The 12078-nt window shown below is 73.8% G+C and carries 13 protein-coding genes; 6 read left to right on the forward strand and 7 right to left on the reverse strand.

Features of this window, described 5'->3' with window-relative positions; all coding sequences use genetic code 11:
* Window positions 1–12: 12 nt before the first annotated feature.
* The 3 genes from O2W16_RS17230 to O2W16_RS17240 are packed head-to-tail and all read right to left on the reverse strand — an operon-like array spanning window position 13 to window position 3173.
* Window positions 13–1083, reverse strand: a complete 1071-nt coding sequence (locus O2W16_RS17230) for a DNA recombination protein RmuC (RefSeq protein ID WP_269160046.1) — start codon at window positions 1081–1083, stop codon at window positions 13–15.
* A gap of 57 nt (window positions 1084–1140) precedes the next feature.
* Window positions 1141–1674, reverse strand: a complete 534-nt coding sequence (locus tag O2W16_RS17235; RefSeq protein WP_269160047.1) for a methylated-DNA--[protein]-cysteine S-methyltransferase — start codon at window positions 1672–1674, stop codon at window positions 1141–1143.
* On the reverse strand, window positions 1671–3173 hold the full coding sequence (locus tag O2W16_RS17240; protein WP_269160048.1) for an AlkA N-terminal domain-containing protein: 1503 nt from the start codon (window positions 3171–3173) through the stop codon (window positions 1671–1673). The genes O2W16_RS17235 and O2W16_RS17240 overlap by 4 nt, the downstream gene beginning before the upstream one ends.
* Before the next feature lie 143 nt (window positions 3174–3316).
* Between O2W16_RS17240 and O2W16_RS17245 the strand changes: the two genes are divergently transcribed.
* The 5 genes from O2W16_RS17245 to O2W16_RS17265 all read left to right on the forward strand — a co-directional run bounded on the left by O2W16_RS17245 (window position 3317) and on the right by O2W16_RS17265 (window position 8333).
* Window positions 3317–4216, forward strand: a complete 900-nt coding sequence (locus O2W16_RS17245; protein ID WP_269160049.1) for an ABC transporter ATP-binding protein — start codon at window positions 3317–3319, stop codon at window positions 4214–4216.
* Window positions 4213–5037 (forward strand): ABC transporter permease, encoded by an 825-nt coding sequence (locus tag O2W16_RS17250; protein WP_269160050.1) that lies wholly within the window; start codon window positions 4213–4215, stop codon window positions 5035–5037. Before O2W16_RS17245 ends, O2W16_RS17250 begins: the two co-directional genes overlap by 4 nt.
* Window positions 5034–6278, forward strand: coding sequence for a sensor histidine kinase (locus O2W16_RS17255; protein ID WP_269160051.1), 1245 nt, complete (start codon window positions 5034–5036; stop codon window positions 6276–6278). The genes O2W16_RS17250 and O2W16_RS17255 overlap by 4 nt, the downstream gene beginning before the upstream one ends.
* Before the next feature lie 100 nt (window positions 6279–6378).
* Window positions 6379–6999 carry a response regulator gene (locus O2W16_RS17260; protein ID WP_442928918.1) on the forward strand — a complete coding sequence of 207 codons (621 nt, stop codon included), beginning with the start codon at window positions 6379–6381 and terminating at the stop codon, window positions 6997–6999.
* A gap of 134 nt (window positions 7000–7133) precedes the next feature.
* Window positions 7134–8333 carry an HNH endonuclease signature motif containing protein gene (locus O2W16_RS17265; RefSeq protein ID WP_269160052.1) on the forward strand — a complete coding sequence of 400 codons (1200 nt, stop codon included), beginning with the start codon at window positions 7134–7136 and terminating at the stop codon, window positions 8331–8333.
* A 58-nt stretch (window positions 8334–8391) separates the two neighbouring features.
* On the opposite strand, the gene O2W16_RS17270 is transcribed toward O2W16_RS17265, so the two are convergent.
* Window positions 8392–8751, reverse strand: a complete 360-nt coding sequence (locus O2W16_RS17270) for a cupin domain-containing protein (RefSeq protein WP_269160053.1) — start codon at window positions 8749–8751, stop codon at window positions 8392–8394.
* 54 nt (window positions 8752–8805) lie between these two features.
* Here O2W16_RS17270 and ychF point away from each other — a divergent pair, with 54 nt between their 5' ends.
* Window positions 8806–9879: a redox-regulated ATPase YchF gene (ychF, locus tag O2W16_RS17275; RefSeq protein ID WP_269160054.1), complete on the forward strand. Its 1074-nt coding sequence runs from the start codon at window positions 8806–8808 to the stop codon at window positions 9877–9879.
* Between the two features lie 30 nt (window positions 9880–9909).
* On the opposite strand, the gene O2W16_RS17280 is transcribed toward ychF, so the two are convergent.
* The 3 genes from O2W16_RS17280 to O2W16_RS17290 form a co-directional block, all read right to left on the reverse strand.
* Window positions 9910–11019: a tyrosine-type recombinase/integrase gene (locus O2W16_RS17280; RefSeq protein ID WP_269160055.1), complete on the reverse strand. Its 1110-nt coding sequence runs from the start codon at window positions 11017–11019 to the stop codon at window positions 9910–9912.
* An 89-nt stretch (window positions 11020–11108) separates the two neighbouring features.
* On the reverse strand, window positions 11109–11306 hold the full coding sequence (locus O2W16_RS17285; protein WP_269160056.1) for a helix-turn-helix transcriptional regulator: 198 nt from the start codon (window positions 11304–11306) through the stop codon (window positions 11109–11111).
* A gap of 145 nt (window positions 11307–11451) precedes the next feature.
* A complete protein-coding gene (locus tag O2W16_RS17290) occupies window positions 11452–11574 on the reverse strand; it encodes a hypothetical protein (RefSeq protein WP_269160057.1) in 123 nt (40 codons plus the stop codon).
* Window positions 11575–12078 lie beyond the last annotated feature (504 nt).

Genomic DNA, 12078 nt, shown 5'->3' on the forward strand with positions numbered 1-12078 from the left:
GGGGAGGCCGGGTCAGCCGGTGGTGCCGTCGCGCTCGTCGAACCCGGGGAGCTCGGCAGCCGGCGGCCGCAGCGCGCGGACCGTGCCCTCGACCGGCGCCGGCGTGGGCACCGGGGCGGCGGCGACGCCGAGGTCGTCGAACCGGCGGGTGGCCACCAGCACCGACCTCTCGTAGGACCCGACCGTCTCGTTGTACCGGGTCAGGGCCGAGCCCAGGGCCGAACCGAGGCGGGTCAGGTGCCCGGACAGGGTGCTCAACCGGGCGTGCACCGTGCGGCCGGCCTCGAGCACGGCGGCGGCGTCGTGCGCCAGCCGCTCCTGCCGCCAGGAGTAGGCGACCGTGCGCAGCAGGGCCAGCAGCGTGCTAGGGGTGGCGATGATGACGTCGCGGCCGAAGCCGTGCTCCAGCAGCGCCGGCTCGGCCTCCAGCGCTGTGGTGAGAAACCCGTCGGAGGGGACGAACAACACCGTGAAGGGCGCGGCGGTGCCGAAGGCGGTGGGGTAGCGGCGGGCGGCGAGGATGTCGACGTGGGCGCGCAGCTGCCGCGCGTGGTCAGCGACCCGCTGGGCGCGCACCGCCGGGTCGGTGGCCTGCACCGCTTCGATGTACCCGGTGAACGGCACCTTCGCGTCGACGATCACCTGCCGGCCGTCGGCCAGGGTGACGACCAGGTCGGGGCGCACGCCAGAGCCCTGGTCGGTGGTGCCGGACGGCTGCTCGACGAAGTCGCAGTGCTCCAGCAGCCCGGCCACCTCCACCACCCGGCGCAGCTGCAGCTCGCCCCAGCGCCCGCGCACGTGTGGGGTGCGCAGTGCGGTGACCAGCGCGGCGGTCTCCTGGCGGAGCAGGGCCGACGTCTGCCCGATGGTGCCCACCTGTTCCCGCAGCTCACCGTGGGCGGTGGCCCGGTCGCGCTCGATGCCGGCCAGCAGCCGGTGCAGGTGGTCCAGGGACTCGTGCACCGGCTCGAGGGCCTCCGACGGCGCCCCGCCCCGCCCGCGGACGGCCACCAGCCCGAGGGTGACGGCGGCGGCCAGGAGCGCACCGATGAGGAGCCCGACGAGCAGGGAGGCGGCGTCCATGCCGGTCAGGTTGCCGGACGGGTCCGACACTTCCGGTGAACCGGCCGGGCGCGCCGGTCAGGCGGCGACGGGGGCGTGCTCGGCCTCGTGGTCCAGCAGCCAGCGCTTGACCGGCGTGCCCCAACGGAAGCCGCCCAGGCCGCCGCCGGTGGACAGCACCCGGTGGCAGGGGACGAACAGCGCCGCGGCGTTGCGTGCGCAGGCACCCGCCGCCGCCCGGACGGCCGACGGGCGGCCGCAGCGCTCGGCGAACGCGGCGTAGGTGTCCGGCTGCCCGGCGGGCACGGTGCGCAGCACCTCCCAGGCGTCGGTGAGGAAGGGCCCGGAGCGCTGGCGCACCGGCACCGCGTCGATCGCGGTCACGTCCCCGGCGGTGAACGCAGCGACGACGTCGAGTACCGGCAGCGTGTCGGCCCGCTCCACCCAGGCCGGCCGCAGCGCGCGGTGCACCACCGGCAGCAGCTCCCCGACGTCGTCGGTCCAGCCACTGGCGAGCACGACGTCCGTGCCGTCCTGGCCGGTCGTGACCAGCACGGTGAACGGGCCGGGCGGGGTGGCGGTGGTGGCGTAGCGGGCAGGTGCGGTGTTCATGACGGGCTCCGATCGGTGGTGGTGCCGCGGGTGAACAGGGACGGGACGGCCAGCGCCCACAGGTGCATGACGGCGTAGGAGCGCCACGGCCGCCAGCGGGCCGCGGCGTCGGCATCGGAGCTGCCCAGGGCGGCCAGGCTGCGCCGCAGCGCCAGGTCGCCGGGCAGCCAGACATCGGGGTCGGCCAGCCCGCGCAGCCCGACCAGCGCCGCCGTCCACGGGCCGATGCCGGGCAGGGCCAGCAGCTGGCGGCGGGCCTCGTCCCGGTCGGCGCCGGGGTCGAGGGACACGCTGCCCTCGGCCAGCGCCGCGGCCAGGGTGTGCACGGTGCGCCGGCGGGCACCGGTCAGCCCGACCGCGGAGAGGTCGGCGTCGACGAGGGCGTCGGCGCGCGGGAAGGCGTGGGTGAGGGTGCCGACCTGTTCGGCGAGCGGCCGGCCGGCTGCGGCGACCACCCGGGCGGTGAGCGTCCGGGCACCGGCCACCGACACCTGCTGCCCCAGCACCGCGCGCACCGCCAGCTCCTCCGCATCGGGGGCGGCCGGCACTCGTCGTCCCGGGGCGCCGTTCACCAGCGGGGCGAGCGCCGGGTCGGCGCCGAGCAGCGCGTCCACGGCGGCCGGGTCGGCGTCCAGGTCCAGCAGCCGCCGGCACCGGGAGACGGCGACGCCGAGGTCCCGCAGCTCGGTCAGCCGCAGCCGGGCGAGCACCGCCGCTCCGCCGTCGGGGGCGGGGGAGAGCCGGACGACGGCGGGGCCGTGCGGGAGGTCGAGCACCCGGGAGAACGTCGTCCCGTCCCACTCCTCCAGACCCGGGGTGGCGTGCGCGCCGAGGAAGAGCAGCACCTCGTCGGCGGCGAACGGCGCCCGGGCGGCCAGCCGCAGGGTCAGCCAGCCGGGGGTGCCGCCGTCGCTGCGCGGGGTGGCCGGGCGGAGGGCGGAGGGCGTCGTCCCGAACACCGACCGCACCGTGTCGTTGAACTGCCGGATGCTGGCGAACCCGGCTGCGAACGCGACGTCGGCCATCGGCAGCAGCGTGGTCTCGATCAGCAGCCGTGCGGTCTGCGCGCGCTGCGCGCGGGCCAGCGCCAGCGGGCCGACGCCGAGCTCGCTGGTCAGCAGCCGGTGCAGCTGGCGCTCGGAGTAGCCCAGGCGCGCGGCCAGCCCGCCGACGCCGCCGCGCTCGACCTCGCCGTCGGCGATCAGCCGCATCGCCCGGGCGACGACGTCGGCGCGCACGTCCCACTCTGGCGACCCGGGGACGGCGTCCGGGCGGCAGCGGCGGCAGGCGCGGAAGCCGGCCGCCTGGGCCGCGGCCGCGGTGGTGTGGAAGGAGACGTTGCGCTCCAGCGGCGTGCGCGCGGGGCACGACGGGCGGCAGTAGATGCCGGTGGTGTGCACCGTGGTGACGAACCACCCGTCGAACCGCGGGTCGCGGCTGGTGACGGCTCGGTAGCAGTGCTCCACGTCGAGCCGTCCGCGTTCCAGCACCTCGGTCACGGCACGAGCATGGCATCGTCCGGCACCGTCGACTGGCGGCTTTCGGACACGGCGGTGGACGGCCGCACGGTCCACCGATCGGTGGACGGGCGACCCACGCTCCGGTGGTCCCGCCGGGCCGGGCGCGCCGACAGGCTCGGTTCATGACGACGACGGAGGCAGCACCCCTGCCGATCGCGACCGGTGGGGACACCCCCGCCGTCGAGGTCCGCGGGCTGCGGAAGAGCTACGGAGGCAAGGCCGTCCTCGACGGGCTGGACCTCGAGGTTCGGCGCGGGGAGTGCTTCGCGCTGCTCGGGCCCAACGGCGCGGGCAAGACCACGACGATCGAGGTGCTCGAGGGGGTCCGGCGCCGTGATGCCGGCGAGGTCGCGGTGCTGGGGGAGGACCCGGCCACCGCCGGCCGCTCCTGGCGGGCCCGGATCGGGGTGGTCAGCCAGGGCGAGGGCGCTGGCCAGGCGCTCAGCGTGCGGGAGACCCTCGACCACTTCGCCCACTACACGTCCACGCCCCGGTCCACCGACGAGCTGCTCGCGGCGGTCGGCCTGGAGGAGAAGGCCGGGACACGGGTGGCCCGCCTCTCCGGCGGCCAGCGGCGCCGGCTCGCCGTCGCCCTCGGCGTGCAAGGTCGGCCGGAGCTGGTCTTCCTCGACGAGCCGACCACCGGGATGGACCCGGTGGCCCGGCGGCAGTTCTGGCAGCTCGTCCGCGACCTGCGGGCCGGCGGGACGACGGTGCTGCTGACCACCCACTACCTCGACGAGGCCGCCGAGCTGGCCGACCGGGTCGGCGTCATCGCCGGCGGCCGGCTGGTCGAGGTCGGCCCGCCGGCCGAGCTCGGTGCGCCGCTGCGCCGGCAGGCCACGGTGCGGTGGCGGGAGGACGGCGGTTGGCGCGCGGTGCCCACCGAGACCCCCGCCGCCGTCCTGCGCGACCTGCTCGCCGCCTCCCCGCGGGGCGAGGTCCCCGGCCTGACCGTCACCCGCCCCGACCTGGAGGACGTCTACCTCCAGCTCGTCACCCCTGCAGGAGAGCCCCGATGACCGTCCTGACCGCTGCCCGTCCCGCTCCGCCGTCGACGGCCCGCATCGCGCTCGCCCGAGTCGGCGTGGAGCTGCGGCTGTTCGCCCGGGAGCGCCAGCAGGTGGTGTTCTCCTTCGCCTACCCGGTCGTGATGATGGTCGTCTTCGGCTCGGTGCTCGGCGGTGACGTGCTGCCCGGCGGGGTGCCGTTCCCGCAGTACTTCCTGGCCGGGATCGCGGCCACCGGGATCATGCTGACCAGCTTCCAGGCGGTCGGGACGGCGATCGCCGCCGAACGCGAGGCCGGCCAGCTGGAACGGCTGCAGCTGCTGGGCACCCCGCCCGCGGCGTACTTCGCCGGCAAGGCCGGGCAGGTCCTGGTGACCACGGCGGCGCAGCTGGCGTTGCTGCTGCCCGTGGCCCGCTACGGCTACGACGTGCCGTTGCCGCTGGACCTGGGGCACTGGCTGACCTTCGGCTGGGTGGCGGCGCTGGGTGCGCTGTCCGGCACGGTGCTGGGCATCGCGGTCTCGGCGCTGCCGGGCAGCGCCAGCTCGGTGACCACGTCGGTGTCGGCGTTCGCGATCGTGCTGCAGTTCTTCTCCGGGGTCTTCTTCGCCTTCCCGGAGCTGCCGGGCTGGATGCAGCAGGTCGCGGCGGTGTTCCCGCTGAAGTGGCTGACCCAGGGGATGCGCTCGGCGTTCCTGCCGGAGCAGGCGGCCGCCTTCGAGGTCGCCGGCGGGTGGGAGCACGGGAGGACGGCCCTGGTGCTGGTGGCATGGGTGATCATCGGCGTCATGGTGTGCGTGCGCACGTTCCGCTGGCGCCGGGCGGACGGATGACCGTCGGCTCCCGGCTCCGCTCCGCCGTCGTCCCCACGCCCGGTGGGGACGACGGCGGGCCGCCGCTGTCCGAGCGGGGGTGGCGGATCACCGTGCTGGTGCTGCACCTCGCCTTGGGGCTGTTCGTCTCACTGGCGGTCCTGGACACGCTGCTCAGCGACATCGGCTCCCGGGCGGTGCTGCTGAGCGCCCTCGGCGTGCTGGTCGTGGCCTATGCCACGCTCGGCGCACCCGCCCTCACCAGCCGCGACCAGCACCGGGCCACCGCCTACCTGGCGGTGCTCGTCGGCGTGATCGGGGTGCTCGCCTGGGGATTCCCCGAGCTGCTGTTCCTGCTCTTCCTCGCCTTCCCGCAGGTCTGGTTCCTGGCGGAGTCCGCCGTCGTGGGGCTGTGCTGGACCGGCGCGCTGACCGTCGCGGCCACCCTGGGCCCGCTGGTGCACTGGTCGGAGGGCACCGAGCCGATGTCCGGGCCGGGACAGACCCTGGTCGGGGCGGCGTTCAGCGTGGCGATGGGCCTGTGGGTCACCCGGGTGCTGGAGCAGAGCCGCGAGCGGGCGCTGCTGATCCGGGAGCTGGAGGCGACCCGCGCCGAGCTGGCCGCGGCGCACCGCGAGCAGGGCGTCGCGGCGGAGCGGGAGCGCTGGGCCCGAGAAGTGCACGACACCCTCGCGCAGGGCTACACGAGCATCGTCGTCCTGGCCCAGACCGCCGCCGGGCAGCTGCCCGGTGACCCGGGCGCGGCGGGGGAGCGGGTGGCCCTGATCGAGGAGGTCGCCCGGGAGAACCTGGCCGAGGCCCGGGCGATGGTCGCCGCCTTCGCCCCGGTGGCGCTGGACTCCGCGACGCTGGTCGAGGCGTTGGAGCGGCTCGCCGAGCGGTTCGGTCGGGAGACGGGTCTGGCGACCCGGCTGGACACCGCGGCGCTCGCAGACGACGCCGGCCTGACGCGGGCGGAGGAGATCGTGCTGCTGCGGGGAGCGCAGGAGGCGCTGGCCAACGTGCGCCGGCACGCCGCGGCCAGCGCGGTGCTGCTGCGGGTCAGCCGGGTGGGGACGGGGGAGGCGGCGCGGGTGTCGGTGCACGTCGAGGACGACGGCGTGGGCTTCGAACCGGCGACGGCGGCCGGGGTGGGGCTGGCCGGCCTGCGGGACCGGGCCGAGCAGGTGGGTGGCGGGGTCGAGGTCGTCTCGGCGCCGGGTGCAGGCACCCGGGTGACGGTGCGGGTGCCGGCGCGGTGATCGCCGCGGAGGCGCAGGTCGAGCGAGCATCGCAGGGAGCGCCAGCGACCGAGGAGCGGAACGAGACCGGAGCCGAGCAAGGGTGATCAGCATCGTGGTGGTGGACGACCACCCTGTCGTGCGCGGTGGGCTGGTCGGCTGGCTGGCCGCCCAACCGGACCTGGAGGTGGTGGCCGAGGCCGGCGACGGGCTGGCGGCGCTGGCGGCGATCGCCGAGCACCAGCCGGACGTCGTCCTGATGGACCTGCGGATGCCCCGGATGGACGGCGTGACGGCCACCGGCCGGATCGCCGCCGCGCACCCGGGCGTGCGGGTGCTGGTGCTGACCACCTACGACACCGACGCCGACATCGTGCGCGCGGTCGAGGCCGGCGCGACCGGCTACCTGCTCAAGGACACCCCGCTGCCGCAGCTGGCCGACGCGGTGCGGGCGGCGGCCCGCGGGGAGACGGTGCTGGCGCCACCGGTGGCGGCCCGGCTGGTCTCGCGGATGCGGGCACCGGCGGTCGAGACGCCGACGGCCCGGGAGCTGCAGGTGCTGTCCGGGGTGGCGCGTGGGCTGACCAACGCCGAGATCGGCCGGGAGCTGTTCATCGGCGAGGCGACGGTGAAGACCCACCTGCTGCGGGTGTTCGCCAAGCTCGGGGTCGACGATCGCACCCGGGCGGTCCTGGTGGCCGTCGAGCGCGGCCTGCTGCCAGGACCGGGATCGGCCGGCTGACCGATGCTCCCGGTCGCTCTGTCAAGGGGCTGCGCGCATCTGTGGACAGGTCGTTGACCTGGGGATTCGCGTTGTGAGGGCGCCTCGCCGGCGGTAGTGTTCGTACACACGTTCGAATGCGTCGGGAGGTGTCTGTGAGCGAGTTCCAGTCGGCTCTGGATGCCCTGGCGGCCGAGGACCTGCGCGGACTCACCGACGGGCAGCTGCTGGACCGGACGGCGATGCTGGTGCAACTCGGCAATCGGGTCGCAGCCGAGCTGACCCGGACCGTCCGCCGCGCGGAGACCACGCAGGCTGCGGAATACGACGGGTTGAAGTCGATGCGGTCGTGGTTGATCGGGCATGCGCGGTTGTCGCAGACGGAGGCGTCGCGGGTCGTGCGGTCGGGGCGGGCGCTGGAGCACTTCCCGGCGCTGGCGGCCGGGTTCGCCGGCGGTGAGATCACTGCGGCGCAGGTGAACGTGGTGGCGGAGAAGATCGGCTCCCGCGAGGTCGCCCAGGCGGAGGAGCAGGGCATCGACCTCGCGGCGTTCGATCAGGTGTGGGCGCGCGTGGCCGCGGAGTCCCCGCACGAGTCACTGGTGGCTGCGGTGCGGGCCTTCGACGACGCACTCGATCCCGATGGCCCGGAGCCGGATCCGACGGAAGGTCGCCGGCTGACGATGGTCAAGCACGCCGACGGGACCATCACCGGCCGCTTCGAGCTGGATGCCGCCGGTGGGGAGAAGGCGCAGGCGGCGATCGAGTCGATCGTGCAGGCCGACCGCCCCAAAGGTGATGAGCGCACCCGCGCCCAGCAGAACGCCGATGCCTTCGTGCAGCTGTGTGACAACCAACTGGCCTCGGGGAACCTGCCGATCCTGCGCACGGTGAAGCCGCACGTGGTGGTGGGCATCGACCTCGATGACCTGGTCGACCCGGCCACCGGCGCCGGTGCTGGGGAGATGGGCTTCGGAGCCACGATCTCCGCCGCCCGCGCCCGCTACCTGGCCTGCGACGGCAGCATCTCCCGGATCGTGATGGGCCCCGACGGCACCCCGCTCGATCTCGGCAGAGATCACCGGGTGGTCACCCCGGGCCTGCGGAAGGCGGTGGAACGGCGGGACAAGAGCTGCGTGTTCGCTGGCTGCGGCGCGCCATCGTGGTGGTGCGACGTGCACCACCTGATCCACTGGCTGCACGGCGGGGAGACCTCGCTGCAGAACTCAGCGTTGTTGTGCGAACGGCACCACACCAAGGTCCACCACGGGTTCCGGGTCGAACGAGATCCCGGCGGCCGATGGCGCACCTACCGGCCCGACGACACCCAGATCCGCATCGGACCACCGCTGTAGCGGCCTGCGCTCAGACGACCCTGCGCTCAGACGACCCTGCGCTCAGACGACCCTGCGCTCAGACGACCCTGCGCTCGGCGGTCAGCTCGCTGGGGGTGTCGCCGGTGTTGACCGTCGCGCTCGGCTCGACCAGCAGCACCTGGGCGCCGTCCGGGCTGTACGGCTGGTGTGGGGTGCCCTTCGGCACGACGTACAGCTGACCCGGGCCGAGGGTGACGTCGCCGTCGTCCAGCCGGATCGTGAGCGAGCCGGAGAGGACGAGGAACACCTCGTCGGTCTCCGGGTGGCTGTGTCGGGTGAACTCGCCGCGTGTGTGCACCACACGCAGGTCGTAGTCGTTGAGCACGGCCACCGTGCGGGGCGACCACGGCTGGTCGACGGTGCTGAGGACGGCGGCGAGATCGACGGGTTCAGGCATCCGACCATCCTCGCCCACCGGGTGAGTCCGTCAACGCCCGTAAGCTGGTCTCCCGTGAGTCTCACCATCGGGATCGTCGGCCTGCCCAACGTCGGCAAGTCGACCCTCTTCAACGCCCTGACCAAGAACGACGTGCTCGCCGCGAACTACCCGTTCGCGACGATCGAGCCGAACGTCGGCGTGGTGGGTGTGCCCGACCCGCGGCTGGCGAAGCTGGCCGAGGTCTTCGGCTCGCAGAAGATCATCCCGGCCACGGTGTCCTTCGTGGACATCGCCGGCATCGTGCGGGGCGCCAGCGAGGGGCAGGGCCTGGGCAACAAGTTCCTGGCCAACATCCGCGAGAGCGACGCGATCTGTCAGGTGATCCGGGTGTTCACCGACCCTGACGTGGTGCACGTCGAGGGCAAGGTCTCCCCGTCCGACGACATCGAGACGATCAACACCGAGCTGATCCTCGCCGACATGCAGACGCTGGAGAAGGCGATCCCGCGGCTGGAGAAGGAGTCGCGCAAGGAGAAGGACCGCAAGGTCCTGCACGACGCCGCCGTCGCTGCGCAGGAGGTGCTCGACAGCGGCAAGACGCTGTTCGCCGCGGGTGTCGACGCCGAGCCGCTGCGCGAGCTGACGCTGCTGACGACCAAGCCGTTCATCTACGTCTTCAACGTCGACGCCGACGAGCTGGCGAACACCGAGGTGCTCGACGAGCTGCGCGCGCTGGTCGCCCCGGCCGAGGCGATCTTCCTCGACGCGCAGACCGAGTCCGAGCTGATCGAGCTGCCCGACGAGGAGGCCGCCGAGCTGCTGGCCTCGATCGGCCAGGACGAGCCCGGTCTGGACCAGCTGGCCTCCGTCGGCTTTCGCACGCTGGGCCTGCAGACCTACCTGACCGCCGGCCCTAAGGAGTCGCGGGCCTGGACGATCCCGGTCGGCGCCACCGCCCCCGAGGCGGCCGGCGTCATCCACACCGACTTCCAGCGCGGCTTCATCAAGGCCGAGGTCGTCGGCTTCGACCAGCTCATGGAGGCCGGCTCGATGGCCGAGGCCAAGTCCAAGGGCTGGGTGCGGATCGAGGGCAAGGACTACGTCATGGCCGACGGCGACGTCGTGGAGTTCCGCTTCAACGTCTGACGTCAACTGAACCCGCAGGTCAATGGCTTGCTAAGGGCGTCCAGTCCGCAGAGAGTCCGCAGGATCGTCCAGTGCTGCGGACATCAGGCCGTCCGTGGCGGCCCGTGTGCGGTCGTCCGCGTCGGGCCACAGGTGTCCGTAGGTGTTCAGCGTCGTGGTCGCCGAGGCGTGCCCGAGGGCGCGCTGGACGGTGACCACGTCGCAGCCGGAGGCGATGAGGCCGGAGGCGAAGAAGTGCCGGAGGTCGTGTAACCGCAAGCCGGTCAGCCCGGCCGCTGAGAGCGCCTTGCGCCACTGGTGGCCGACGGTGTTCTGGTGCGGCGGCGTGCCGGTCGGGGTGGGGAAGAGCCAGCGGCCCGGGCCGTCGGCGGTCAGGTGCCGCTCGACGTGCCCGGCGATCAGGGTGAGCAACCGGTCGGGGGCGACGACCGTCCGCTCCGAACCGTGCTTGGGTGCCCGCAGCTCGGCGGTGCCGTTGGGTCCCCGCTGCACCTGGCGGCTGACGACCACCCGCCGCCGGAGGAAGTCGACGTCGCCGACCTGAAGGGCAGCCGCCTCGCCGAGCCGGAGTCCGCCGAACGCGCAGACGGCGATGAAGGTGGTGAACCGCTCGTCGGCGGAAGCGAGCAGGGCGCCGACCTGGTGCGGCGTGGGGATGCCCATGGCGTGCTCGCGGCGCCGGCGGCGGGGGAGTGCCACCCCGTCGCTGGGATCGGTGGCGATCACCCGGTCCCGGACGGCGCCGCGCAGGACGGCCCGCACGTTCTGCACCCGGGTGTGGACGGTGCCCGGGGCCAGGCCGGCCGCGGTCATCTGCTTCACCCAGTACTCGACGTGCGAGCGGCGGAGCAGTCGCAGCTCGACATCGGTGAAGGTCGCGGACCGGACGGCGAGGCCCATCGCCAGCTCGGTGCCCGGCGCCCACACCTGGCGAGCGGCCCAGGTGGCGTAGAACGCCGAGAGGGTCACGCGGCCGGCCTTCGGGTCGACGTACGTGCCGGTGACGACGGAGGCGGTGACCTCGTCGAGCCAGCGCTGAGCATCCACCTTCCGCTTGAAGTGCCGGGCGTGCTCCTTGCCGTCGGCGTCGCGGTACCGCGGGCGGTACGTGCCGTCGGGTCGCCGCGCGATGCTCGCCATGTCTCTCCCGGCTGCTCAGGCCCTTATCGGAGGTCAGCCTGCCGCGAGCGACCGACGCTGTGCCATGGCCGGACCGCCGATCTGTGGACTCACCGGCTGCCCCCGTTGAGCTGCCCGGCGGCCTTCGCCTGCCACCAGCGGTCGCACTCGGTCTCCTCGTAGAGGACGCGGCGGCCGACGCGGACGCCTTCCGGCCCGATCCCGACGTGCCGCCAGTAGCGGACCGTGGCGGGGCTGGTGCGGAACCGAGCCGCCACCTCCTCGGTGGTCAGCAGTCGAACGGTCATCGAGGTCTCCCGGTGGTGGACGGCGGCTGCTGGGGGCTGCAGCTGGCTACACGGAGGAGGCGCCGACCAGCCTCGATCGCTGCCAGTCAGCACCGACCGGACATGTCACCCCGTTGTCACCCCAGACGCGCCGACGGTGATGACCTCAGCTGCGGTAGGGGCGACGACGGAATGCCGCGATGACCTCGTCGACTGCACGGGCGACCGCGGGCAGCTCCCGGTCGTACACGAGCCCGCGGTCGATCTGCCCGGCTAGTTCGCGCAGCACGTCGGCCCACTCACCGTGCCGTGGCGCTCTCGGCTGCGCTGGGGGAGCTGGGGTGACGACGATGCGCTCGACGACTTCCACCGCGGATCGGCCCGATCCCGCGGCTCGTGTCTGCTCCCAGGCGCGATGCCGGCAGGTGGCCGAGCACCACTTGGGGATTGGACCTCGGGACCGCGGGGTTATCGGGCCGTGGCACCAGCCACAGGTGGTCGCTGCCGCACGCCTCGCCCGGCCGTCCGTAGCGGGCTGCGCCGAGGGCTTGGCCGCCGGTGGATCTCGTCGCACGGCCGCTCGCTCCTGTGCCGCTCGGCGCCGACGCTTTCCCTCCCGACGCCGAGCCCGGTACTCGGGGGATCCCTTGCTGCTCATGCCTCCAGCGTCTGGAGGAACGTGCATCAACACGTCACCACGAGTTCTCGGACCGACGGTGAGCTCCTATGTGCAAGTGCTCGGCGGTAGCGTCCGGGCTGGCGGTGGGTGCGGTGGACTGGCCGCAGCAAAGAT

Origin of the sequence: Modestobacter sp. VKM Ac-2984 (genome assembly GCF_026967985.1) — a bacterium.
Lineage (GTDB): Bacteria > Actinomycetota > Actinomycetes > Mycobacteriales > Geodermatophilaceae > Modestobacter.